This window comes from Paenibacillus sp. JT22N12, from assembly GCF_056269365.1.
In genome coordinates this window covers 547,804-572,781 of record NZ_JBWDNU010000001.1, presented here as the reverse complement: position 1 = coordinate 572,781, position 24,978 = coordinate 547,804, and the positions used below count along the sequence as shown (strand labels likewise).

Below are 24,978 nucleotides of genomic sequence, written 5' to 3'. Positions count from 1 at the left end.
TCCATTGAAGGGCAAGCGTCTGAAAGTTTTTGGATTCACCGGATTTTGGCGATTATTAATCATCGGATCTTGAATAAGACCAATAAAGGAGACTGAGCTTATTATGGGAAATCCACTTATCGGAACAAACACGGTGACACAAATCGGCATCCTGGTGCATGATATCGAGAAGACGGCAGAAGCCTATTCGAAGTTTCTGGGAATTGAACCCCGTTTCGTTACAACAGGGACGTATGAGGAAGCGCAGACGGAGTACTTGGGAAAACCGTCACAGGCCCGGTCGAGGCTTTGTTTTTTCAAGGTGGGTCCATCCCTTGAGCTTGAGCTGATTCAGCCGGATCTTGAGCCGAGCACGTGGAGGAACGACCTGGATCAGAACGGGGAAGGCGTTCATCATATTGCTTTTGTGGTGGAAGGAATGAAGGAAAAGATACTTGTGCTGGAGAGAAATAATATGCCGCTTCTGCAAAAAGGCGAGTATACCGGGGGCAGATATGCATATATCGATGCCAATGAGGATTTGAAAGTCGTACTGGAGCTGCTGGAAAACGACAAGTAAGGTCTTTTTCAAAATTTAAGAAGGGTTAAAATTCTTCTATACTTTGCTTCTATTTCGGAGGGAAGAAACTAACTTTGCCGCCATAGGACGGCAGAGCCGTTTTCTTCTTGTTGATCGCATATATCGGCATGGAAGTGGGGTGAATCCGTCATGGAGAAGAGAAGATACGGCAATACGGACATGGACATAAGCGTGCTCGGATTCGGCGGCGGCGAGATCGGCGGGCTGGGCGGTCCTGAGCGCGGATCGCCTGCAGCAACCGTTGAACAGGTGGGGAAGCTGCTGGGCATCGCGCTCGATTCGGGCTTGAACGTGATCGATACCGCGGAATGCTACAATAACAGCGAAGAGCTTATTGGCAGCGCGGTGTCGCATAGGCGCCAGGATTATTACTTGTTTACAAAATGCGGACACAGCAGCGGCTTCGACCTCCCGCATTGGGACCCGAAGCTGCTGGAGCTGAGCATTGACCGGAGCCTGCGGCGTCTGCGGACGGACTACATCGATTTGATCCATCTGCATACCTGCTCGGAGGAGCAGCTGCGCAGCGGTGAAGTGATCGAAGTGCTGCAGCGGGCAAAGGAGAAGGGGAAAATCAGGTATATGGGCTACAGCGGAGACCAGGATGCCGCTCTGTACGCCGTCAAGTGCGGCGCATTTGACTCGCTCATGACCTCGGTCAATGTCGCAGATCAGGAAGCGGTTCAGCTGACCATTCCGGAAGCGTTGAAACGAGGTCTCGGCGTTACCGCCAAAAGGCCGATTGCCAATGCCGTATGGAAATTCGCCAATCAGCCGGATAATCCGTATCTTCACGCCTACTGGGAGCGGATGCGGCAGTTGAACTATGACTTTCTCGAAGCGGATGAGCAGGAATCCATTGGAGCTGCGCTTCGGTTCACGCTGTCCGTACCCGGCGTTCATACCGCTATTGTCGGTACCGTCAATCCTGCACGGTGGGCTGTGAATGCAGCTCTTGCCAGTCGGGGGGATTTGCCGGAGAATCAGTTCCAGTCTATTCGCAGCAAGTGGAAGGAGACAGCGGAGGGCGCCGGCTGGCGCGGATTGGAGTGAAATAAGCGAAGGCAAGCAGCATATCGGAATTGTTCGATGAGATACAAAATGCCGGGCAGGACGAAGAGCGCGCATCCGCGAGCTTCCGTCCTGCCCGGCATTTTTCGGCAATAGCACCGGTAAAAAGGACAATATACGGGTTCATCGGTCATGACAGAAATCCTGATAGCAGCTGCCTGCTAGCCGGATAGCTTATCCGCGGCGTTAAGACCCATTTTTTTCAGCAATTCGGTCAGCTGATGTTTTTCCTCTTCCGTCAAGACAGAGAACACGTTGGCAATTGAATCTGTATGTCTGGGAAAAATATCATCGAATAGCGTCTGCCCGGCATCCGTCAGCTTGGCGATGATGACTCTTCGGTCACATGGACTTGGCTCTCTGCGGATGAGGCCTTTTTTCTCAAGCTTATCGACTACATAAGTTACACTGCCGCTTGGAATTGCGAACTTCTCGCCTATTTTTTGAATGGGATGAGGGCCTTTATTATAAAGAAATTCCAGTATTTGAAACGTATCGAGATCAAGACCATAGTTGTTGACGTCAGACTTTATTAATTCGAACAAGGATTTTGATGAATTCATTAATACCCGAAGCAACCGCAGGTCAAGCTCAGTTTGCTTACCGCTTTGATTCATTTCGTACACCGCCTCTGCCAGGAGCTAAAGGGGCAAATTAAGCTTCGATTAGCCGAATAAAGCACCCCAATTTAAAAATAATACCACAAGTGAGAGAATGAGCAAAATAATGGGCATTCCTGTTTTGGACGCAGGATCCTTAACGCGCAGATGGGTAATAATTGCACCGATCATCGTGACGGCCAGTACCAGTCCGCCTATCGTAGCGATCTGATCGTACCAGATGCCGATAATCATCAGCGCCGCGCCTGCAACCTCAACCAGCCCCGTAAATATGCGGAATCCGGACGACAGCTGATAGCGTGCGAATTCATCCACCATTTGCTTCGAACCAAATTTCATAAAACCAAACATGAGAAAACCCAATGCCAGAACGATCTGCAGTACGATTGATAAAGTATCCATCCTAAAACTCTCCTCCATATTAATAATGTTATTTTAAATATATTTATTTATAATAATATTAGTGTAATGGGCAGAAGTCAATTGTTTTATTTTGAAGGGATGGCGCAGGAATCCGACGACAGGTATTGAATACATTTTAAAACCTGCATGTGGTAAAATACAGGAAATTAGATCCGCCATTCGTGATTTCAACGAAAGAACGCATGATTGAACACTGATTTGACACCTCATTTGCAAATAAGCGCTCCAAGGAGGAATCCTATGAATACAGCCAATAAAATTACGATTGCCAGAATATTATTAATTCCTGTTTTTATCTTGTTTTTTCCCCTGTATCCGGATTGGCTTGCCCAAAAAGCGGATTTCATACAGCATATTGATTCCTATGGGTTATATTATGCCTCAGCCGTATTTATACTCGCCTCGGCAACGGATAAGCTGGATGGGCATATTGCCAGAAAATATAATCAGATCACCAACCTCGGAAAGCTATTGGATCCTTTGGCGGACAAGCTGCTCATCTCGGCTGCTTTGATTCTGATGGTAAGCCAGCATCTGGTTTATTCCTGGATTGCGTTTGCGATTATAGCCCGGGAGATTATAATTAACGGAATCCGGATTGTGGCCTCCTCCCGGAAGATCGCTCTGCAGGCGGATCAATACGGGAAAATAAAGATGGTATTTCAAGTCGCAGCCATTGCAGCTGTTTTGCTGAATAACCGTCCATTCAGCTTTTTCACAGACATTCCCATAGACCAGATCCTTATGTACACTGCGCTAATCCTTACCCTGTATTCGGGCTATAACTATATTAAAAATAATTATCGCATTCTGGAATAAACAGAAGATCAGCTGCAGGCTCCAATAAATGCGGAGTAAGGAGACCCAATGAAAGATATCTCTGGCATCATCAGTGATCTCATTAAAAAGGGTGTGATAGATAACACTCTCTATGCAGCCAACAGTGTGGCTGGAACAACGGATGGCCTTGTCTATATGCTCACAGCAAATAAGGCAACTAAATATGTGTTGAAGCTTGATCTTCCACAGCAAATCATCCCGGTTGAACAATTATTCCAAACCTACCGGAGCAGCCCGCTTCTGCCCAAACTTCTCTACACCGATCCTGCAAAAGACTATATTGTCTATACCTATATCGAGGGTACGACGCATTATGAAAGAGGAGCAAAACTAAACTGGCTGACGATATTAATCAACGGTCTCCTTAATCATTATGAGAACAATTTGCAAACGAAAGAATGGGGCTTCTGGCTGGAGGATCCTTGTCACACCTGGCGGGATTTTATAGATAAAGGCGTGGAATATGCCCGGACTGCTATTGGAAACCGTTTGCCGATTGAGGATTATGATCAAGTGAAGGCTTTGGTTGGTAATATTGCGGAAGGTGAAGATGGACAACGGTTCCTGCTTCACGGTGATTGTGGCGTGCATAATTTCGTGTTTCATAGGAATGCATTGGCTGGGGTTATCGATCCATCCCCGATTGCCGGACCTGTAATCTATGATTTTATTTTTGCTTTTTGCTCCTCGCCGGACGATTTGAACCTGGAGACTCTGCTGCCTGCATTCGAGCTGCTGAATCATAGACAGATAGAAAGACCGGGCCTTATTGAAGAGGTGATTATCCAGCTTTATTGCCGTATCGGAGTCTGTTTGAAACACCATCCACATGACCTGAAGGAGTACCTGCAAGCATGGGATTACTGGAAAGCCCTTGCGCCTGAAAACTAGTCTGAATGCGTTCACACTAACCTTTAGGTAACTTACGCTAAAGCATTTCAGTACTTACCAGAAGCAGGTTTCTATTCTATACTATCGAGGGATGGATAGTATGCAAAAGATTCGAAAATTATCTGGAGGTGTTTTTCTTGAAATACCGGAAATTGGGGAAAAGCGGGTTAAAGGTAAGCGAGATAAGCCTCGGCAGTTGGATGACTTACGGCGGATATGTGGAAAATGAAAAATCAATTCGATCGATCGAACAAGCTTATGATCTCGGTGTGAATTTCTTTGATACCGCCAATGTGTATGAACGCGGCGAAGCGGAAAAGGTCATGGGCGAAGTGCTTAAAGCCTATCCGCGCGAATCCTATGTGCTGGCTACGAAAGTATTTGGGCAGATGGGCGATGGCCCGAATGACCGCGGATTATCCCGCAAGCATATCTTTGAGCAATGCCATGCCAGCTTGAAACGCCTTCAAACCGATTATGTGGATCTCTATTATTGCCATAGATTTGATACCGAAACTCCGCTGGAAGAAACGCTTCGCGCGTTGGACGACCTGGTTACACAAGGTAAAGTATTGTATGTTGGCGTAAGCGAATGGACGGCGGCGCAGATGGTCGAAGCTCTGGCTATTGCCGACAAATACCTGCTGGACCGGATCGTCGTCAACCAGCCGGTATACAATATGTTCAACCGTTACATTGAAAAGGAAGTCATCCCGACCGGTATTGAAAAAGGGATCAGCCAGGTTGTTTTTTCTCCATTGGCTCAAGGAGTGCTTACGGGCAAATACCGGAGAGGGCAATCCATTCCATCCGATAGCCGCGCGGCCAGCAAAAGCTGGGGCGAGGAACGCCTCAAGGAAAGCCAGCTGATCCAGGTCGAGGAGCTGGAAAAAATCGCAGGCGAGCTTGGCATCAAGATTTCCCAACTGGCGCTTGCCTGGATCTTGCAGCAGGACAATGTGGCCAGCGCGCTTGTGGGTGCGAGCCGCCCCGAGCAGGTCATTGAGAACTGCGCCGCTTCCGATGTTGTATTGTCGGCCGATGTTCTCAGTTCGATAGAGGGTATATTAAAGGCGTAAACGCAAAAAAACATTTGATTGACCTTAGAGCGGATCGCCGCTCTAAGGTCTTTTTCATATCCTCCTGGAACGGATGACCTCCAATTTTTTCAATCTTATACTGGAATGGCCTTTTTTTATATTCGATTGCCTTCACCAAGAATAGCATTCTATGAAAATAGAGAGAAATTTGAACGTCGGCATAGATTATTTTATGTTTTGCGGACAACGAAGCATCTACAATGATAGTTGTCAGACCATTTGCAGGAAACGGGGGAAGAATGTTCATGAAGAAGACGTTAATGAAGACGGTCAGTATGGCGATCTCAATCGCGATATTGTTGTCGCTCGTACCTTTCCGGCATGCCAGCGCAGACGCGGCACAGCCAGTATACGACGTCAACATTTCGGATGTCGATCAGCAGACAGTTAAGGGGTGGGGGATATTCCCGTCCTGGAACCGAGCGGACTGGAACCGGAGTTTTATTGATAAGACCGGAGCGCAGCAGGCGCTGTTCAATGATTTGGGCGCCACGATGTTCAGGGTAATGATCCCCGCCGTTACCGGCGACGGAAACGGGAATTTGATCGATGCGAAAATGCAGGAAATTTATGATCTCGTCCATGTCGGCGAAACAAAAGGAATGCATGATTATATCATCTCGGTCTGGTCTCCTCCGATTGGAATGAAAACGCTTCCGACTGTAAACGGGTGGACAGGTAGCGAGCATGTGAGGCTTCGTACTGACAAAGAAAGCGCATACACCACTTATCTTGTCGATGCGATTCATTGGCTGACGGATAAGGGAGCAAGTGTGCCCAAAGCGATAAGCTTTCAGAATGAGCCCTTGTCGCAAATCATCAGCGAGTGGTGCTACTGGGGAGGCGACAACGGAACCCAGTACCAGCGCGTAGCCAAGCTGCTGCGCTCCAAGCTGGATGCAGCCGGACTCACCGATGTTCAAATTCTCGGTCCGGAGGGCGCAGCCTATCACGAGAATGAGCTGCTGATCGGTCAGAATTTTTCTGCGCTCAATCAGGATCCGGAATTGAATGAGGCCATTGACGGGCTGGCATCGCACAGTTATTTTGCCAAAGGCTACGATAACGACGGCGTGTACCAGGCCTATAAGCAGGTTGTTGATCTTTTCCCGGAGAAGGATAAATGGCAAACGGAGTACAGCACGCTGATAAGCGGAATATCGGAAATGGATATGGCGATCAACGCTGCCCAGCGTCTTGCCGGCGATATGGCGCTGATCGGGAACAATTACTGGTTCTGGTGGCTGGGCTGGGCCAACGGACGGCATCCGACCGATGTCGGCGAGGTGCTGCTTGACGGAGACGGATATACCGTAACGAAATCGAAAGCATTCTATGCGCTGAGCAATGTTTTCAATAATGTTCCTGTCGGCTCCAAAGTAAGACGGGTCAGCGCAGATCCTGCTTCCGGACTCACTACGTCGGATGCGGTATGGATGGATGCGGTCGCTTTTGTGGACGGCGATTCCACTGTTGCCATGCTCGTTAACCCGACTGGTGAATCCAAGACGGTGAATGTGAAGGGTCTGACCGGAACAACCGCAAGCGTTCATCAGCTCACCTCGGATATCCCGCTCGGACAGGATATGAAGCTTGCCGGTCTGAGAAATATCCAGAACGGAACGGCTTCGGCAATCAATCTGCCGGCGAAAAGCGTATCCGTTATCGTGACCACCAATTCGGATACTTCACCACCGCATATTACGTTCGATCAATCGGGCAGTACATCCACGCCTGACGCCGATTACGCCGTGCGCAGTTCGCAGTTTACGGTTTCCGGTCGCCTGGATGAAGCAGGTACACTGCTGATCAACGGGCAGCCGGCAGCTATTGCGGCCGATCTGAGCTTCAGCACGACGGTTGCCCTGCAGCCTGGCAGCAATACGATTACGGCTGTCGCCACGGATGCACTCGGAAATGAAGGCGATCCTGTACAGCTGATCATCCGGCATGACCCGGCTTATTTGGGCCTGACGCTGGATCAGGATAATCTGACTTACGTCAGGGAGACCCCCTTTACCGTTTCGGGCAGGACGAACGGCTCCGCCGCGGTAACGATCAAGCAGCAGCATAACGGCGAGACGGTGACGGAAGCAACCTACCCTGTCACAGGCGGGCATGAGAGCGGCCATCAGGCAGGAGATATTATCCGGTCCATCATTGATGACAATTATGTCTCCACGACAACCGGACTCACAAGCGCTCAAGGCGGCTTCACCACAAACGCGCAGGTCGTTTGGGACAACAGCGCCACCTTTGCGCCTGCCGAAGGAGCCCGATCATTGCGATTGAAGCTATCGCCGGGATTTGCCCGCGTCGGATTCAATTTTGTCGATGCTGCGAACCGCGCCGCATTGGAGAACTTCTCCGCCAGTTCGTCCGATGCCGGACTTCAATTCTGGATTTACACCAAAAACCGGGAGGACAGCTTGTCCGCGGTTGTGCAATCTGACAATAACGGGACGGTTGTGGAATCCAGAGTTCCGCTGACGAATTATATCGCGGCGGCCGATTACGGGGCGAAGTGGGTGAAAGTGACGGTTCCGCTCTCTGATTTTGATGCGGCCCCGCATATCAATGCCGCAACGAACGAGGCCACCGATCTGCCGGTCGCGTGGAGCCGGATCAAGGGATTCGGGCTTTCCAGCTCGGCAGCCGCTTACTATGATCCCCATGTAGACAGCATGCAAATTGTATATACCAATACTTCAGAGGAGTCCGGCGATCCTTCGGCACAGCCTCTGTTCAGCAGACCATTGAATTTGAGCGTCGGCGAGAATACCGTTACGGCGTCGGCTTACAACGATTATGGCCAACAGGCCGCACCTGCGACGATCGTGGTGATGTATGATCCCGACCCGCCGATGCTGACCGTACCTTCCGATGGAACGACAACAGGCACCAGCTATGTATTGAACGGCAGCGTAAATGAAGATGCCGCGGTCACCGTTAACGGAGTCGCTGCTACGCTGAAGCCTGACCGTACATTTACTGCCGTTGTACCGGTCGTTAAAGGATTGAACGCGATTACCGTTGTGGCAAAAGATCCTGCCGGAAACGTATCGCAATCCGTCGTAAACGTGACTTCCAATCCTGTCGAGGACGGCTCGCTGTCTCCGGGTGTGACGACTGCAGACCAAACGGCAGCTGCCCCCACGATTGACGGGGAGTTGACGGAATCGGGCTGGAGCATCGATAACCGGGTGGAAAGAAGAATTACCGGCACCTCCGACAACAATATTACGTTCGGAACAATGTGGGATGCCGATAAGCTGTACGTGGCAGTGAAGGTGCTAGACGCCAATCTGCTCAACGATTCGGACCCGGCACAAACCCATCAGGATGATTCCGTGGAAATATATGTCGATGGTGATAACAGCAGGAGTGCAGTGTACGGTACGGATGATCATCAAATCACCTTGGGTTGGCATGACCAGCAGCTCTCTGTGGGCGGCGGTATCGCCGGAATCCAGTACGCCCAGCATGATATCGAAGGCGGATTTACGGTGGAGATGGCCATCCCCTGGAGCGGCATGGGCATTGAACCGCCTGCAGCCAATACAGTAATTGGTTTCGACGCTGCATATAACGACGATGACGGCCACAATAACGGTTCCCGTGAAAGCCAATTAATGTGGCGCGGCAACGGGGACAACTGGCGCAGTACCGCCGCATTCGGAAGCCTTTATTTGAACGACGGCAAGAATACGGCTGTTGCTCTTGAGCCTTCCGGCGCATTGACGGTGGACGGCGCACTCGACGAACCGTATTGGGCGCTTAGAAGTCAGGTAACCAAAGCGATTACCGGTCCGTCCAACAACAGCGTCAGATTCGGCACGCTCAGCGATACACAGAATCTGTATGTCGGCGTTGAGGTGCTGGATGCAGACCTGCATAATGATTCGGCGCTCAGCTACCAGGACGATTCGGTGGAGGTCTACCTGGATGCCGACCATAATCAAGGCACGGCTTATGATGCGAAGGATCACCAGATCACGTTGGGCTGGCATGATACCCAGCTTTCCATTATCGGCGATCTGGCGAATATTCAATTTGCACAAAAAGATATCGCCGGAGGCTATACGGTGGAGATGGCTATTCCCTGGTCCAGTCTGGCGGTTGCGCCGGCCCGCGATATTACGCTGGGGCTGGATGTGGGCGTCAACGACGATGACGGTCATAACGCCGGAAACCGCGAAAGCCAGATGATGTGGAATGGAACAGGAGATAACTGGAGAGATACGTCCGGCTTCGGAAATTTATTGAACCACAACCTGAGTCTTTCTCTGCCGGATGAGACGGATCCGGAACCGGATGGGTTGACAGCGTTTACGGATACGGCGCAAGACTTGTCCAAGCTGTTCGCAAAATCGGAGCATATCGTTAATTCCAGCGGGCACCCGGAGAATTTCGCCGACGATTCCGGCAGAATGACGCATAGCAACGACGTCGTAACAAGTCCGGAATATGTTGTCTATCGATCGCCGGTTGGTGATATCTATTCCTTCGATATTACAACGGGATTGTTCTCGGGCACGCCGCAATTCACTATTTACGGCTCTGCCGATGGCGAGAATTTTGCGAAAATAACAACGAAAACCACCCTCACGGGCGGGGCAAACGGATATTCCGTCTTCAGCAATACGGCGAGCGGTCTGACAGCGGGAACCAGATACCTGAAAATCGAATTCCCTGGTCTGGAAAACTGGAAGGAACAACTGCTTCATACTTCCTTTAAGTATTTCGGGGATACGACAGTACCGCCGGAAGAAGGTGAGACAGCGGTATTTACGGATGAAGCGGGAGACTTGTCCAAGCTTTACGCCAAATCGGGACATATCGGGAATTCGCTTGGCGGGCAGCTGGACAAATACGCCGGCGACGGCACCCGGATTATTCACACCAATGACGACAGTCTGGAGCCGGAATACATCGTTTACAAGTCTTCGGATGGCGACATCCGCTCGTTCGATGTTAACGTAACCGCCTGGACCGGTTTGCCTGCAACCGTGGATTTTGCCGTATACGGTTCAGCCGATGGGACGAATTTCACCAATATTCCGGTAAGTCCGGCCTTCCTGAGCACCTCGTCGGGTTATGATACGCTCAGCATCAAGGCGGACAGCCTGGCTGGCGGCATCAAATATTTGAAGATTGAATTCCCTTATGGGGACCCGGCATGCGACAATTGGACCAGCACGATCAATAAGGTAACGTTCACCTATGGCGTTACGGATACTGATCCGGAGGAAGGGCCGTTGTCGGCATCAGCTACTTTGACCGGACAGCCGAACGCTGCCGCAGGGCAGCCCTACGAGCTGACGTTTGGACTTGCTGATGTTGCGGGCCTGATTGTTGCAGAAGATTTGAAGCTTCTCTACAATCCTGACGTATTTGAGTTCGTTTCGGTGAATGAATTGAAGGATGGATTCAGCGTTATCGGCCAAACTCAAGCTCCGGGGGTCGTCCATCTCATATTGGCCGGACCCGAAGCTGCCGATGCGGTAAGCGGCGATGGCGATCTGCTGTCGTTCAGCCTAAAAGCCAAATCGCTTGCCGAGCCGGCCGATTCAGCCCTGTCGATTACGGACAATGTGATCTCCGATATCGAAGGAACCGAAGCACAGGTTCAGGCGGCAGCGCTTTCTGTTCATGTTGCTACAACCGACAAATCCGTACTGACAGAGCTGATTACAGCGGCGCAAAGCACATTCGCAGCTGCCGTTGAAGGAAGGCAGCCGGGCCAATATCCGGCAAGCGCCAAGTCTGCGCTGCAGACGGCAATCCAAGCAGCGCAGTCTGTCAAGGAAAGCGCTGCTGCCGATCAGCAGCAGGTAGATCAGGCTGTAGAGACGCTTCAAGCAGCTGTCGACGTTTTCGCCCAATCGGTGATTCAGCTGGGAGATCTGAATGGAGACGGAAGCTTCAGCGTCGGTGATCTGGGCAGACTTATCGGCTATTACGGCAAACAATCGACAGATCCTGACTGGGATGCATATAAAGGTGCGGATATCAATCAGGATGGCGTGATTGACGTCATTGATTTGGCCGCGGTGGCAAGCAAAATATTGGATTAGTCATATTGGCGGCAGGGAGGGCGGTTCGATGCGACATGGGCCGGCCCTCCCTTTCATTTCATGGAGGTTGTGAAAGATGACAGGTAAAATGATAGGGGTTCTAATACTGCTGCTTTTGATTCCGCTATGGCATCCGCAATCCGCACAAGCGGCGGTTACACCGCTGTTTTCACTGACAAGCGATGATAGGAATCTGACACCAGTAGGCGGGAATAAGAGAGTCAATATCGACGTCGATGGGGCAAGCGACTTGATCGCGTACGAATTTACGCTCCAATATGATCCCGCAATGTGGGAGTTTGTCACGGCCACCACGGACCTTGCCGGCTACAAGGCAACGCCGCTCAAGGAATTGCAGGCAGATGGCATCGTTACATTTGCTTTTGCGAAAATTGGAAAATCGGCTGGAGAGAACGGCAGCGTCCATCTGGGCCACGTGACTTTGAGAGCGAAGGCGCCCGGAAACGACCGGATTCAATTGACAGGCGTCCGCCTGGTAGATTCCCGTTTTGCAGCCTCGAATTATACGCCTGACACGGAACTTGCGGCAGCGGTTGACGCGATTGGCAATGGGAACGGGAACGATGGCAGCAGCGGTGATAACGGCAGCAGCAACGGGAACGAAGGAACCAGCGGCAATAACGGAAGCAGCAACGGGAACGATGAGACCAGCGGCAGCAACAGCGGGAACGATGGTTCCAGCGGCAGTAACAGCAATGACGATGGCGCAGGCAATGATAATAGCCAAGGCAGCCTGGACGGCAGCGGAAATAACATTGGCAATGACAGCAGCGGAAATAACATTGGCAATGACGGCAGCAATGGCGAACAAAACCCGCCTCCAAGGACGCCGGATAGCAGTGAAATTACCGCCGACGGTAAAAGCGGTCAATCAGATGAAGCACATCTGCAAGCTGTTACAGAGGAAAGCATGAAGCCGGATGAAGAGGGCGGCACCGTTGTCAAGATTGCAGACGGAATCAAGGAAATATTGCTTCCGGCCAATACTGCAGACATCGCGGGAATTAAGAAGCTTGAGCTGAGAAGCGGGACGTTCTCCCTCGCAATTGACCCGGTTGTGCTGAAAGAGCTGACGAAGCTGGTCGGCGGCGGCGAATTAAGCGATGCCGCTATATCGATAACGATTGAGCAGGCTTCGCAGGAGGAGGCCGTTTCTTTGCTTGCCGGAATGGAAGAAGGTATGGGAACGTTGAAAGCAGCCGGGACAATCTATCATTTTGGATTATCGATTGTCACGAAGGACGGGGCAGCGAGAAAGCTTGCCGTGTTTGAACAACCGGTTGAACTGGCCTTGCCTTATGATAACGAAGCGGACGAAAGCACGCTGGGCGTTTATTTCTTGAACGAGAACGACAAGGTCTGGGAATATGCAGGAGGAACTGTCGACGGGGACGGCAAAGTGATCAAGGTGAAGCTGAGCCATTTCAGCACTTATGCCGTGCTTGAATACGATAAAGCATTCCAAGACCTGCCTGCAGCTCATTGGGCCTTCAAGGCGGTCCGGACGCTGTCCGCCAGGCATGTGGTGAATGGTGTTTCAGCAACGCAGTTTGGTCCGGGCATCGAGGTGTCCCGTGCGGAATTTGCGGCGCTTTTGTCGCGTGCGCTTGGCTTGAAGCCGGCAAACCCCGTATCATTCATTGATGTTGACGATAAGGCGTGGTATGCGCAAGAAATTGCGGCCGCCTACGATGCGAAGCTGATTCAAGGCAGATCTGCTGAGGTCTTCGCCCCGAATGAGCGTATCACCCGCGAAGAAATGGCCGTCATGGTGGTTCGCGCTTTTGAATACGGATCAGGTAAAGTCACAAGTGACACGATGTCATCTTTTGACGATTCTGGTTCCGTCTCTCTCTGGGCGGCCAAGGATGTCCGTACAGCAGTCAGCTCCGGTCTCATGAACGGAATCGGGGGTGGGAAATTCGCTCCCGGCATGTTCACCACCCGGGCTGAAGCAGCCAATGTCATCTATAAGCTGCTGACAATGACCGGATCATAAACAAAACGGATCAATCAGGACAAAGAGAAGACTTATAGAGATGACTTTCTGGGCGTTTTTCAGGAGTCATCTCTTTTGTATTTTCACTAATTCCGGCTTCGGGCTTCCGTCTAATCCCAATAATATCCTCATATTATCATTATGTTATGATTCTTTTTCCATTGAACGAAGAGACTGGCTGCACTATGATAGGTTGAACAAAATGACCGGGGCTTCATTCCGGGAATACCTTTCTAACCTTAGAACCTGGCGGGCAGACAGTGAACAACATTATTCCAATCCTTCAGGACATGAAAGAGGAGAATTCAAATATGGGAAAATATTTTGGAACAGACGGGGTGCGATTTGTGGCGAACGGGGTGTTAACCCCGGAGTTGGCTTTTAAAATAGGCCGCTGCGGCGGTTATGTGCTGACGAAGCAATCCAGCGCGCCGAAGGTCGTCATTGGGCTTGATACCCGGATTTCCGGGCATATGCTGGAGGCTGCATTAACTGCGGGACTGCTGTCCATTGGGGTGGACGTGGTCAAATTGGGCGTCATTACATCACCGGGTGTGGCGTATTTAACGCGTCAGCTGAATGCCGATGCAGGCATTATGGTTTCCGCTTCACATAATCCTTTTCAGGATAACGGGATCAAGTATTTTACGGGCGATGGCTATAAGCTGTCCGACGAGACGGAGCTTGAGATCGAGCGTCTGATGGACGCATCGGCAGATGAGCTGCCGCGTCCGACAGGCAGGGCAATCGGCAGAGCAACAGAGCTTCCTGAGGCGAAGTGGCAGTATGGCGACTACTTGAAGACGACGATTGGAAGCCGGTTCGAGGGTTTGCGAGTGGTGCTGGACTGTGCGAACGGAGCTGCATTTGAGATCGCTCCGCAGCTGTTCAGAGAACTGGGGGCGGAGATTGTCACGATCGGCGTAAGCCCGGATGGATATAACATCAATGCGAATTGCGGCTCCACTCATCCGGAGGTGCTGCAGGCGGTTGTGTTGAGCTGCAATGCTGATCTTGGACTGTCCTTTGACGGAGACGCCGACCGCCTGGTCACTATAGATGATAAGGGCGAAGTGCTGGATGGGGATTTTATTCTCAGTATTCTTGGGAGTGCTTTGAACGAAGCCGGAAAGCTGAATCACAGCACCATTGTGACGACCGTAATGAGTAATTTGGGATTCCTCAAAGGCCTGGATAAAGCTGGACTGAAAGGCAAGCAGACAGCCGTGGGCGACCGCTACGTCATGGAAGAGATGCGAAGGGGCGGCTACAATCTGGGCGGAGAGCAATCCGGACATGTCATTTTCCTGGACCATAGTACAACCGGTGATGGGATGCTAACCGCCCTGCATTTAATGGAGACGATCGTTCAGACCAGGCGCAAGCTCAGCGATTTGAAAGGAATCATGCGCAAATATCCGCAAGTACTTGTGAATGTTCAAGCAGCGGACAAAAGCAGGCTGAAAGGCAGCCTGGCGGTGAGGGAAGCGATCCGCAAGGTAGAGACGGAGCTGGGCGATAATGGCCGTGTGCTGGTTCGTCCTTCGGGGACGGAATCTCTGGTTCGGGTAATGGTCGAAGGACCGGACAAGAATCAGGTGGAGGCATACGCGAACGATATCGCAGAGGTGATCAGAAGAGAGCTTGTGTAACAGTTGAACGGAGAGAGGCCTTCGCTGAATCAGGATTCAAGCGGAGGTCTTTTTGGAGTTGGTATGCTATGATAGAAAAAACTTGTAATTTGAAAGGGGAAATGATAATGACAACCTTGAATCACATACCGGCTGTAAAGGCCGAAATGCTAATTAGAAAACCGGTTGAAGAGGTGTTTGAAGCATTTATCGACCCGGCAATTACTTCAAGGTTTTGGTTCACCAAAGGCAGCGGGAGACTGGAAACGGGAAAGCGCGTGCAGTGGGTCTGGGAGATGTATGATGCTTCGACAGAGGTGGATGTCAAAGAAATCGAGGAAAACAAGCGGATCCTCATCGACTTCGGAGGCACCGCGGCCGAGTGGATTTTTACTCCTCAGTCGGAGAACGAAACTTTCGTCACGATTACAAACACAGGGTTTGAGGGAGATGGCGATGACATCGTAAGACAAGCCTTGGATTCAACGGAAGGATTTACGATCGTTCTGTGCGGTCTGAAGGCGTTTCTGGAGCATGGCATCGCTTTAAATCTTGTATCGGATAAAGCTCCTTACGCTCACGTAAAACGTTAGGACTCCCTTGCAGCTTATCCTGGTAAATTAAAAAAACTACATATATCAAAATGGAGGCGGATCGGTTTATATGTATCCTACAGAACAGCAATTAGAGAAATACGCGGCGCTTGTAGTCAGCGTCGGCGTCAATGTTCAGCAGGGGCAGACGGTTGTCGTCATGGCGCCGATTACCGCCGCTCCGCTTGTACGTCTTATCGCATCCAAGGCTTATGATGCGGGAGCAAAAAACGTGCATGTGGAATATAACGATGAGGAGCTGTCCCGCATTAAATACAAGCAAGCGCCGGAGGAGGCTCTCACGGAATATCCGATGTGGCGCGCCAAGGCCTGGGAAGAATTCGCGGAGAACGGAGCAGCGTTCATCCAGATCTACTCTCCTAATCCGAACCTGCTGAATGATGTAGAGCCGGCCCGGGTCGCGGCAGCGTCCAGGGCAGCATCTGCTGCTCTCAGCGGCTACCGCGGTTTTCTGATGAATCATACCAATGCCTGGTCGCTCATTTCCTATGCGACACCGGAATGGGCGGCCAAAGTATTCCCGGATAATACGCCGGAAGAAGCCGTTCAGAAGCTGTGGAAACTGATTATCGATGCTACCCGCATCGACTTGGAGGATCCGATCCAAGCGTGGAAGGAGCATAACGCGAAGCTGCTTCAAATGGTTGAATTGCTGAACGGCAAGCGCTATAGACAGCTTCAGTACGAAGCGCCGGGTACGAGCCTGACCGTTGATCTGCCGGAAGGCCATATCTGGCTCGGGGGTTCCAAAGCGAACGTGAAGGGTGTCTTCTTCAACCCGAATATGCCAACCGAAGAGGTATTCACGATGCCCCACAGGGATGGAGTGAACGGGACCGTTCGCAGCACGAAGCCGTTAAATTACAACGGTCAGGTTATAAGCGGTTTTTCCTTAACCTTCAAAGACGGCAAAGTCATCGATTATTCCGCTGAGCAGGGTTACGAGGCGCTGACCAATCTGTTGAACACGGATGAAGGGGCAAGGCATTTGGGTGAGATCGCTCTGGTCCCTCATGACTCACCTATCTCCAATTCCAATGTGATCTTCTTTAATACGTTGTTTGACGAGAACGCCTCCTGCCATCTGGCGCTGGGTCAGGCGTATCCCGTTAACATCAATGGCGGCACCGCCATGTCGCCGGAGGAGCTTCTCGCTCATGGAGCGAACAGAAGCCTGACTCATGAAGACTTCATGATCGGATCGCCGGCAATGAATATTGACGGTGTGACGCAGGATGGCGCTCGAGAGCCAATCTTCCGGAATGGTAACTGGGCCATCTAGCATGCCAAGCGTTCAATCAAGGTCTGCCGGAAGCGGCAGGCTTTGATTGCTGTTATCTTTTTCGCCGTTTCGATTTAACCTTGCTGCGGACAAGCGAATGATAGATGCGTTCATAAGCTTCAGCTTCCTGTTCAATCGCAGGAATTTGAATCTGTTTCATATTGGCTTTAAATTCATTCAATAACATAGGGTTATCCAGTATTTCGAGTATGCGTTCAGCAAGGTGGCCGGCGTCCCCGACACGGAATGTGAAGCCGTTGAAACCGTCCTTCACCTTCTCAGCCATGCCTCCTATATCGGATACCAGAGCCGGTACCCCGCTTGCAAGGGCTTCATGAAGGGCCAGCGGATAATTCTCATACCAGATCGATGGAACAACGGCGATATCCACTTCCTGATAGAGCTGCTGGATATCCTCTTCTGAATAAAGTCCGCATAAGGCGGCGCGGTTGTCCGCAGCAGCGGCCTGTTCAAGCAGCTCCGTATAATCTGAAGGTCCAGATCCATAGATCTTCAATCTGAGCCGATCAGTCGGAATCATAGACATAGCTTCGAGAATCAGGTGAACGCCTTTATGGGGGCTGAGAGATCCGCCGTAAAATAAAGTGAGCGGGTCGCCGGTCTGGTATACCCGTTCATTAGCACGAATGGTTTCATATTTCATCCCATGATTCAGCACCTCTACGTCAAGATCCGGCAAGCTGTTTTGAAACAGGCTGGCCAAGGATGCGGAGGGGGAGATGATTTTGCTGGCTGATCGCAGCAGCGGGATGTGGGTGCCAAGCCGCTGCTGAGCATCAGGAAGCAGGCAGTGGATGCGGCAGTTTTCACCCATTTCAGGTCCCGGGCAAAGCGCGTTGCTCGTTTGCAGTAAAGTGCTCTTGGGACATATGAACCAAAAGTCGGTTAAGGTGATAACATATTTGATCCCGAGAAGCGCGCTGGTTTGCATGAATTCCATTGCCCGCATCGGATGTCCGAAATGAATAAGGTCGGGTTTTTCCGTTTCAATCATTTTTCTCGCGAATAAAGTTAAATCCGGATTGCCGGTCTCGAAAGTATCAGCAGGGTCCATTTGCTGATGACGATATGCAAGAACAGGTATCCCTTCATGGTCATACTCCCGATAAACCACTTCGCCGACAGCATGCGGGTAACTCTCCAGAGCACCCTTACTGTAGGTGACAACTTTAACACGATGTCCCTTGCTTTGCATCGATCTGGCCATATTGAAGACAAATTTCTCGGTTCCGGTATAGGATTCGGGGTAAAAGGAATGGACGATGTACAGGATGTTCAGCAGTTTTTTCCTCGCAGGCTTACCAGTCCGATTCCTTTTCATCCGAGGTGACTTTCTTCTCTTGAGAAGCCGGTTGCGTACCGCCGATTTCTTCTTTCTTGATCCGTTTCGCTTTATCTTCTTATTCCTTGCACGGCCGGGTTTTGGTTTTCTTGAAGGTTTCCTTTTTTTCCTCAGGGACACGGTTCTCCTCCTTCAACCATCCATAACAGCTTTAAAGGCATTCGTTTATGCATCATATGTCAGGAGAAGGCTAATTTCGTGGGTGATTTCATTAACTATGTGAGTTTACGTCAGGCGGGCAGAGCAGCAAACCGCAGGTATGATTCAGAGCCATTTTGCTGAAATGTAATTTGGCATAAGTCGGAGCAGCTGAAGTATTTGAAATAATATGGAAAATAATGTAAAAATTAAAATCAGGAGTGATGAAAATGGGAAATTTCGTATTCAATCAGTTGGCATTCGTAAGGGGTCAAACCTTGAAATTAATGGAGGGAGTCACGGAGGAGACCGCAGACCGGGTTCCTGAAGGATTCCCGAATACGATCCGCTGGAATTTGGGCCATATCTATGTGGTCCTGGAGCGGTTCGCCTTTCAACACATGGGGCTTCCGCAGCATTTGCCCGAAGGGTTCAAAGAGCAGTTCGAATACGGCACTTCACCGTTAAACACTCCGGCTGACGCAAGCGTCCCGACACTTCCCGAGCTGGAAGCTTTGCTGAAAGAGCAGCAGGAACGGATTCGCGAGGTGCTGGGAGACCGCCTGTCCGAGAAGATCGTTCCGCCTTACACGACGTCTTCCGGCATGACTCTGGAAACGCCGCAGCAATTCCTCAACTTCAATCTGTATCATGAGGGGATGCATCTGAGCGTCATCAAACTTTATAAATCTCTGTTATCCCGGTGATTATCCATGTATAATTTTGTTCCCATGACCCGGCAGACGGCTGAAATCATATCGGACTGGACCTATCCGCATCCGTACTCCATCTATAGTATGGATGGAAGTGAGGAATGCATAGGGGAATTAATGAACGGTGATTATTTTTGCGCAAAGGACATGGATACGTTTAATCCATTGATTGGTTTTGCATGCTGCGGCCATTCCGCACGTGTGCCGGGCGGGTATGCTGCAGGGATCTATAACGATCCGGACAGGCTTGATATCGGACTGGGTTTACGCCCCGATCGAACCGGAAAAGGACTCGGAAGCGATTTTCTTGCGCAAAGCGTTCAATTTATGAGCAGACAATTTGAAATCTCGAAATTTCAGCTGGTTGTCGTGGCTTTTAACGAACGAGCCATCAAAGCTTATGAGAAGGCCGGGTTCTGGCAGGAAGAATTATTTGAAAGCGGCGCTGATGAGCATCAGATTCCTTTTGTGGTGATGAGATGTTCGATATAGAAACGGCTGCTATATATGGCTCAAGTTAAAGAACCATGGGAAGTCATCCTCAGGAGTATTCGTGTATAAATGGAATGATGAAGAGCCCTGGCAGGCCGCTGGAGGGATTTGCCAATGTAAACCTTGACGCCATGCGCGCCAAGGTTTATTTGCTGTGAGCGTAAAGCAAGGAGTGACCACTTCCTGGAGCAGCGGCTGCATCTCATACTGAAATGCTTTTTTTTTCATGCTAATGCGTCAAAACAACCACTGCCGCTCAATAGTTAAACATTTCGTGGCATTGTTGATCGTGAAATTTAACTGCTGTCGCTATACTCATAGACAAGTCATGAACATGATTCGTATTCCATATAAGAGGAGAGAGCTTATGGCGCAATGCTTGCAGGTGGAAGGGCCGGCGTCCCACCGTGTGTACCAGCGTAATGGAGAGGGTACTGCAGATATTTCATATACGCTGCTGCTGCAGGGATCGGCAAGTGGTGAGATCATGCAGAGGCTGGAGCGTTCGACAGAGCAAACTCCATGGTTGTCCGCAGGCACGATAACAGGTTCAAATGTACTGCGGGGCATCATCGGTGATGTGCCGACGGGAGAATGGACAATCCGCTTTCGGATCGTTGGCGAAGCCGATACTGGCTTTGCTTCGGAGACGACGGTCGGACCTATTTTTGTTGGCGATTTATGGCTGCTTGCCGGGCAGTCGAATATGGAAGGATGCGGGTACCTCGCGGATTTGGAAGAGCCGGTCAATGGAGTCAGCTGCTTTTATTTGGGAGACCGCTGGGACATTGCGGCAGATCCGCTTACATGGCTGAAGGAATCCGTTGATCCCGTGAATTGGGGCGATGTGATGCCCGAAGCAAGAGAGGCGGCTGCTCTTGAGGAGAGACGGATGCGGGTGAAGGGAGCCGGCCTCGGCGTAGCCTTCGGGAAGGAGCTGCTGCGGCAAACGGGGGTGCCGGTCGGACTTGTCATGTGCGCCCATGGCGGAACGAGCATGGAACAATGGGACCCGGCGCGAAAGACGGAGGGAGGAAACTCCCTGTATGGCGCTTTGCTGAGAAGAGTGCGGGCGGTTGGCGGAAAAGTCGCAGGCTGCTTATGGTATCAGGGAGAGAGCGATGCCAACGAGCGGTCGGCTCCGGGTTATGCGGAGCGGCTTGACGAACTGCTGCGCCAGCTGCGTCACGATCTGAACGATGCCAGGCTGCCCTTTCTCTATGCTCAGTTATCGCGGTTCCATACTTGGGAGAAGGGGGCGGTCTGGTGGAACCGGATTCAGGATGAGCAGCTTCGGTTCGAGGGCAAAGATCCGTACATCGGGATGGTGCCTGCGATCGACGCCGCATTATCCGACCCGATTCATCTGGACGCTCTTTCCTTAAGAAGAATCGGACGCAGGTTTGCAGCGCGGGCATTAGCTATGGCTCACGGCATTCCATCCGGCCGGGGGCCGCGGTTGTCGGGCTATGAATGGAACGATGGCCGAACGATCCTTTATTTGCATCTGGACAAGGCGGCTTTGAACGGTCAGTTGCGGTCAGTGCAGCGAATCTACGGATTTCATGTGGAAACTGAAGAAATGGTGCTGGTTCCGCAAGCTTCGCTGTCTGCGGAAAAGACCGGAATCGTTCTCGAATTTGACCGTTCCGTCCCGGCGGGCGCTCTATTATTCCATTGTTCAGGTTATCATCCTCATGTAAATACGGCAGATGAAACGGGAATTCCGCTCCCGGTTTTCGGTCCGGTACCCGTATAAGCATGCAAACGGCAAGCAAATATGGAAAGGGGAATGGCGATGAAATTTAAACAATGGTTCAGGAAATCATTAACCTTTGGTCTGGCCGGATGCATCTGTCTGGTATCTGTCCTGGGCGGTACGGCGGGGAAGGCGGCTGCGGAGGAAGCGGCGCTGCAAACGTTTATAATTGATAATGACACGAATGGAACGAAGGACGGCTTTCCGGTATCTACGGCAGGCTTCGGACAAACCGGGTTCAGCTACGCCGCGACAAGCACGGTTAACGGTTATGAGGGCAAATCGCATTTTACATCGGCTGGTACCCCGGAGGCCAAATGGACGCCAGCGTATAGCGGACAGCCATTCGGAATCGGTACATACCGGGTATCCATATTCATCCCGAAACGCCCGGCAGCCTACGGAATCGCCTCAGTGGAAGTTTACCGCGACGGTTCGTCCGACGTGCGGCAAATCAACCTGGCAGGTATCGCGAACCCGTCGGGTGAATGGGTAGAACTTGGCGTCTATGATTTTATGGGCGGCGCTAATGTGGAATATGTGCGGTTGACAAGGGATGCTTCCTCGCCCGCCAGTACGTTCGTTCATGCGGATGCCGTCAAATTTGAACGTTTGTCCTCACGAATTACCGACCTGTCGTCGCTGCTGCTCGGCAGCACCCCGATATGGGAAGCCGACCGGACAGCCTATGCGAATATCGTCCCCGGTGCGACGCAATCGGTAACGGTGACGCCGACCGCTCTCGATCCGGAGGCAGCCGTATCGGTCAACGGCCTATTAAGCGCTGGCTCCAGCCCGGTCTCTATTGCATTGGCGCAAGGGAGCAACACCGTAGAGATCGTCGTAACGGCACAGAATGCCTCTTTCGAAAAAACGTATACGCTTACAATCATCCGCCCTGCTTCCTCCAGCAGTAATACAGCGCTGGAGGAGCTAGAGATCAATGGAGCGCCAGTTCTCCTGACGCCGTCGGGACAGATCGGGCACCGGGTAGACGGAGATACTGATTCGGTGCAGTTGACTATAGCTCCGGAGGAGCCTGAAGCATTCGTTACGATAGGCGGCACTTATGTACCGAACGGGACCGCATCGGAGCCCATTCATGTGAATGAGGGAAGCAATACCATTGAAGTGAAAATTATCGCTCCCGATGCCGCGACGGTTAGAGTCTATACGGTAAACCTCTACAGGGAGCGGACAGACGCGACGCTCGCGGGTTTGCATGCGGGAACGGTTAGTCTGGTCACGCCAACGGCCGATCCGTCTGCTCCTCCTGTATTCGATCCTGCCGTTCAGCTATATTCCTACGAGGCGCCCGCCGGAGCCTCAAGCGTTACATTTCAGCCGACAGCAAGCGACCCCAATGCGGAAATTTATGTGAATGGCGAGCTTGTCGGCAGCGGTTCCGCTTCTTCTCCCATTCCATTGTCAAGCGGCGTCCAGGCAATTCCGATCCTGGTGAAGGCGGAGGATCGCTCCTATACGGCGGCGTATACCGTATATGCAGGCGCTGGCGATTATGCTGCGGGCAAGCCGGTGACCGCCTCCCAGTCCTATCTGTTTGCTCCGGCTGTACAGGCAGCAGACGGCAGCGGAAGTACGGCATGGCGGAATCTCTCCTTCGACGCGCACCCTTATGTGTGGCTGGAGGCCGATCTCGGTGATCGGCAGACATTCAATCAGGCGGTGTTGAATATATACAATTCGGCGGATGCGAGCCGGTTTAAGCTGCAGACATCCGATGATGGGCAGCAGTGGAATGACATTTATGTAAAAAGCAGCACGCCGGAAACGCTTGAAATCGTCGATTTTGCTCCTGTGACAGCCAGATACGTCAGATATTATGCAGAAAAAGCGAGAGCATCGGCCTATACGGGATTATATTCGATGGAAATCTATGGCGCTGACCAGCCCTCCGGTTCCTTTGCCGGCAATTATGAACGGCTTGCTGATCTGAACGTCTCGTCAGGTACGCTGACATTCGATCCTTATGAACGGCGTTATGTCGTCATAGCGGACACTGACGTAACCATTACGGCAGTGAAAGCCGATCCAGGGCAAACGGTAACGATGAACGGCACAGCCGCAAATACGCTGACGGTGAACAGAACGTCCATGCCGGAAACCGCTGCGATCGGCGTAACGTCACAGGACGGAACAAGGACGATTGAATATGAGATTTCCTTGGAGCTGCCGCCTTTGGCAGCAGGCTCGGGTTTTACGCTTGCGTTCGCGGACGAATTTGAGGGCAGCGCCGTCAATGAGCAGGAATGGTACTACCGTTACGGCGTGTCCGGTCACAGCGACAACCGCAAGGAGAACTTGATAGTCAGCGACGGCAAGCTGCATATCAGTTTGAAGAAACAGCCGTCCGGTGACGCCAAGTATACAGCTGGCGGAGTCATCAGCAAGAGAGAGCTTGGCTATGGTTATTATGAAACGCGGGCAAAGCTGTGGGGGGAACCGGGATTTCACACATCCTTCTGGCAGGCGGGATTAAATGAACGTGTGGCAGTGCTGGACGGCAATACGGTCGTATATGGGACGGTGGACAATCAGGTGAATGAAATCGACGGCTTCGAGATTGATTCCCATGATCCCGGCGTGGTCCGTACGGCCGGTCATCATTGGTATCCGGGCGATGCCCATGTCGTGTTCGGAACCTATGATGAGTATCGCGGCATCAACTCGGCTGACGGGTATCATGTGTACGGATATGAATGGACACCAACGCATGTGAAGTTTTATGTAGACGGTGAACTGACGCGCATTATGACATACCCGGGGCCGCATGCCGATGGGCAAAATGTATGGTTGACGTCGATTGCCTATACGCTTCCCGTGACAGAGACGAATTTGCCGGGCGAATCGACCTTCGATTATTTCCGGTATTACAAGAAGGATTATCAGACCGAGGCGCCCGCGGAATCGATCATTGTTAACAGTGGAGATACGGGCTATACGGATTCCGGGGCGTGGACGACCCTAACGGATGCATTCGGCAGCAGCGATAAGAATACGCGGCGTTCCGTAACGCCTGGCGACTGGGCGCAGTGGACGCCGGATCTAGCGGAAGCCGGGGAATATGAAGTCTATGTCTGGAACCCGGCATTTTACAATAATACGAATCAGGCGCGGTATACCGTGACGTCGGCCGCAGGCTCCGCCGAGATAGAGATCGATCAGGCATATGGAGGCCAGCAGTGGATCCAGCTGGGAACCTATAATTTCGAAGAAGGGACAGCCGGGAACGTACGATTGACCGTAACGGAGGCTATGGCGCACAGAGCGGATGCGGTGATGTTCATACCCGTGCCGTAAAGTAGAAAATCAAGTGGGCTGCCTCAGCACTATGCGGATCAAT

General features: G+C 51.5%; 17 protein-coding genes. 14 read left to right on the top strand and 3 right to left on the bottom strand.

Features of this window, described 5'->3' with window-relative positions:
• Positions 1–103: 103 nt before the first annotated feature.
• Together AC0YOA_RS02400 and AC0YOA_RS02395 are read left to right on the top strand one after the other, a co-directional pair.
• Positions 104–559, top strand: a complete 456-nt coding sequence (locus AC0YOA_RS02400) for a VOC family protein (RefSeq protein ID WP_475785242.1) — start codon at positions 104–106, stop codon at positions 557–559.
• Between the two features lie 150 nt (positions 560–709).
• Positions 710–1,633, top strand: coding sequence for an aldo/keto reductase (locus AC0YOA_RS02395; protein ID WP_475785241.1), 924 nt, complete (start codon positions 710–712; stop codon positions 1,631–1,633).
• 179 nt (positions 1,634–1,812) lie between these two features.
• Here the strand turns inward: AC0YOA_RS02395 and AC0YOA_RS02390 are convergent, their stop codons facing one another.
• Both AC0YOA_RS02390 and AC0YOA_RS02385 read right to left on the bottom strand, forming a co-directional pair.
• Entirely contained in the window at positions 1,813–2,268 is a 456-nt protein-coding gene (locus tag AC0YOA_RS02390) for a MarR family winged helix-turn-helix transcriptional regulator (protein WP_475785240.1), read from the bottom strand.
• 48 nt (positions 2,269–2,316) lie between these two features.
• Entirely contained in the window at positions 2,317–2,673 is a 357-nt protein-coding gene (locus AC0YOA_RS02385; RefSeq protein ID WP_475785239.1) for a DoxX family protein, read from the bottom strand.
• A gap of 261 nt (positions 2,674–2,934) precedes the next feature.
• Here AC0YOA_RS02385 and pgsA point away from each other — a divergent pair, with 261 nt between their 5' ends.
• The 8 genes from pgsA to AC0YOA_RS02345 all read left to right on the top strand — a co-directional run bounded on the left by pgsA (position 2,935) and on the right by AC0YOA_RS02345 (position 17,149).
• A complete protein-coding gene (gene pgsA / locus AC0YOA_RS02380) occupies positions 2,935–3,513 on the top strand; it encodes a CDP-diacylglycerol--glycerol-3-phosphate 3-phosphatidyltransferase (RefSeq protein WP_475785238.1) in 579 nt (192 codons plus the stop codon).
• A gap of 48 nt (positions 3,514–3,561) precedes the next feature.
• Positions 3,562–4,425 carry a phosphotransferase gene (locus tag AC0YOA_RS02375; protein WP_475785237.1) on the top strand — a complete coding sequence of 288 codons (864 nt, stop codon included), beginning with the start codon at positions 3,562–3,564 and terminating at the stop codon, positions 4,423–4,425.
• A gap of 137 nt (positions 4,426–4,562) precedes the next feature.
• The gene (locus tag AC0YOA_RS02370) at positions 4,563–5,504 is read left to right on the top strand and encodes an aldo/keto reductase family protein (protein ID WP_475785236.1); all 942 of its coding nucleotides are present in this window, start codon (positions 4,563–4,565) and stop codon (positions 5,502–5,504) included.
• 266 nt (positions 5,505–5,770) lie between these two features.
• Positions 5,771–11,602 carry a sugar-binding protein gene (locus AC0YOA_RS02365; protein WP_475785235.1) on the top strand — a complete coding sequence of 1,944 codons (5,832 nt, stop codon included), beginning with the start codon at positions 5,771–5,773 and terminating at the stop codon, positions 11,600–11,602.
• A 76-nt stretch (positions 11,603–11,678) separates the two neighbouring features.
• Positions 11,679–13,622 (top strand): S-layer homology domain-containing protein, encoded by a 1,944-nt coding sequence (locus AC0YOA_RS02360; RefSeq protein WP_475785234.1) that lies wholly within the window; start codon positions 11,679–11,681, stop codon positions 13,620–13,622.
• Between the two features lie 311 nt (positions 13,623–13,933).
• Entirely contained in the window at positions 13,934–15,274 is a 1,341-nt protein-coding gene (gene glmM / locus AC0YOA_RS02355; protein ID WP_475785233.1) for a phosphoglucosamine mutase, read from the top strand.
• Positions 15,275–15,381: 107 nt separating this feature from the next.
• Positions 15,382–15,846 (top strand): SRPBCC family protein, encoded by a 465-nt coding sequence (locus AC0YOA_RS02350; protein WP_475785232.1) that lies wholly within the window; start codon positions 15,382–15,384, stop codon positions 15,844–15,846.
• Positions 15,847–15,916: 70 nt separating this feature from the next.
• Positions 15,917–17,149 (top strand): aminopeptidase, encoded by a 1,233-nt coding sequence (locus AC0YOA_RS02345; protein ID WP_475785231.1) that lies wholly within the window; start codon positions 15,917–15,919, stop codon positions 17,147–17,149.
• A gap of 52 nt (positions 17,150–17,201) precedes the next feature.
• Here AC0YOA_RS02345 and AC0YOA_RS02340 read toward each other — a convergent pair whose 3' ends face one another.
• Positions 17,202–18,491: a glycosyltransferase family 4 protein gene (locus AC0YOA_RS02340; protein ID WP_475785230.1), complete on the bottom strand. Its 1,290-nt coding sequence runs from the start codon at positions 18,489–18,491 to the stop codon at positions 17,202–17,204.
• A 389-nt stretch (positions 18,492–18,880) separates the two neighbouring features.
• Between AC0YOA_RS02340 and AC0YOA_RS02335 the strand changes: the two genes are divergently transcribed.
• The 4 genes from AC0YOA_RS02335 to AC0YOA_RS02320 all read left to right on the top strand — a co-directional run bounded on the left by AC0YOA_RS02335 (position 18,881) and on the right by AC0YOA_RS02320 (position 24,935).
• A complete protein-coding gene (locus AC0YOA_RS02335) occupies positions 18,881–19,357 on the top strand; it encodes a DinB family protein (RefSeq protein ID WP_475785229.1) in 477 nt (158 codons plus the stop codon).
• 6 nt (positions 19,358–19,363) lie between these two features.
• Positions 19,364–19,855 carry a GNAT family N-acetyltransferase gene (locus AC0YOA_RS02330; RefSeq protein WP_475785228.1) on the top strand — a complete coding sequence of 164 codons (492 nt, stop codon included), beginning with the start codon at positions 19,364–19,366 and terminating at the stop codon, positions 19,853–19,855.
• A 367-nt stretch (positions 19,856–20,222) separates the two neighbouring features.
• Positions 20,223–21,614: a sialate O-acetylesterase gene (locus tag AC0YOA_RS02325; RefSeq protein WP_475785227.1), complete on the top strand. Its 1,392-nt coding sequence runs from the start codon at positions 20,223–20,225 to the stop codon at positions 21,612–21,614.
• A gap of 39 nt (positions 21,615–21,653) precedes the next feature.
• The gene (locus tag AC0YOA_RS02320) at positions 21,654–24,935 is read left to right on the top strand and encodes a cadherin-like beta sandwich domain-containing protein (RefSeq protein WP_475785226.1); all 3,282 of its coding nucleotides are present in this window, start codon (positions 21,654–21,656) and stop codon (positions 24,933–24,935) included.
• Positions 24,936–24,978 lie beyond the last annotated feature (43 nt).

What these genes read in the sequence shown, in the direction of transcription:
- AC0YOA_RS02400 (WP_475785242.1), top strand. Translation starts at nt 104, where the DNA reads ATGGGAAATCCACTTATCGGAACAAACACGGTGACACAAATCGGCATC.
- AC0YOA_RS02395 (WP_475785241.1), top strand. Translation starts at nt 710, where the DNA reads ATGGAGAAGAGAAGATACGGCAATACGGACATGGACATAAGCGTGCTC.
- AC0YOA_RS02390 (WP_475785240.1), bottom strand. Translation starts at nt 2,268, where the DNA reads ATGAATCAAAGCGGTAAGCAAACTGAGCTTGACCTGCGGTTGCTTCGG.
- AC0YOA_RS02385 (WP_475785239.1), bottom strand. Translation starts at nt 2,673, where the DNA reads ATGGATACTTTATCAATCGTACTGCAGATCGTTCTGGCATTGGGTTTT.
- pgsA (WP_475785238.1), top strand. Translation starts at nt 2,935, where the DNA reads ATGAATACAGCCAATAAAATTACGATTGCCAGAATATTATTAATTCCT.
- AC0YOA_RS02375 (WP_475785237.1), top strand. Translation starts at nt 3,562, where the DNA reads ATGAAAGATATCTCTGGCATCATCAGTGATCTCATTAAAAAGGGTGTG.
- AC0YOA_RS02365 (WP_475785235.1), top strand. Translation starts at nt 5,771, where the DNA reads ATGAAGAAGACGTTAATGAAGACGGTCAGTATGGCGATCTCAATCGCG.
- AC0YOA_RS02360 (WP_475785234.1), top strand. Translation starts at nt 11,679, where the DNA reads ATGACAGGTAAAATGATAGGGGTTCTAATACTGCTGCTTTTGATTCCG.
- glmM (WP_475785233.1), top strand. Translation starts at nt 13,934, where the DNA reads ATGGGAAAATATTTTGGAACAGACGGGGTGCGATTTGTGGCGAACGGG.
- AC0YOA_RS02350 (WP_475785232.1), top strand. Translation starts at nt 15,382, where the DNA reads ATGACAACCTTGAATCACATACCGGCTGTAAAGGCCGAAATGCTAATT.
- AC0YOA_RS02345 (WP_475785231.1), top strand. Translation starts at nt 15,917, where the DNA reads ATGTATCCTACAGAACAGCAATTAGAGAAATACGCGGCGCTTGTAGTC.
- AC0YOA_RS02340 (WP_475785230.1), bottom strand. Translation starts at nt 18,491, where the DNA reads ATGAAAAGGAATCGGACTGGTAAGCCTGCGAGGAAAAAACTGCTGAAC.
- AC0YOA_RS02335 (WP_475785229.1), top strand. Translation starts at nt 18,881, where the DNA reads ATGGGAAATTTCGTATTCAATCAGTTGGCATTCGTAAGGGGTCAAACC.
- AC0YOA_RS02330 (WP_475785228.1), top strand. Translation starts at nt 19,364, where the DNA reads ATGTATAATTTTGTTCCCATGACCCGGCAGACGGCTGAAATCATATCG.
- AC0YOA_RS02325 (WP_475785227.1), top strand. Translation starts at nt 20,223, where the DNA reads ATGGCGCAATGCTTGCAGGTGGAAGGGCCGGCGTCCCACCGTGTGTAC.
- AC0YOA_RS02320 (WP_475785226.1), top strand. Translation starts at nt 21,654, where the DNA reads ATGAAATTTAAACAATGGTTCAGGAAATCATTAACCTTTGGTCTGGCC.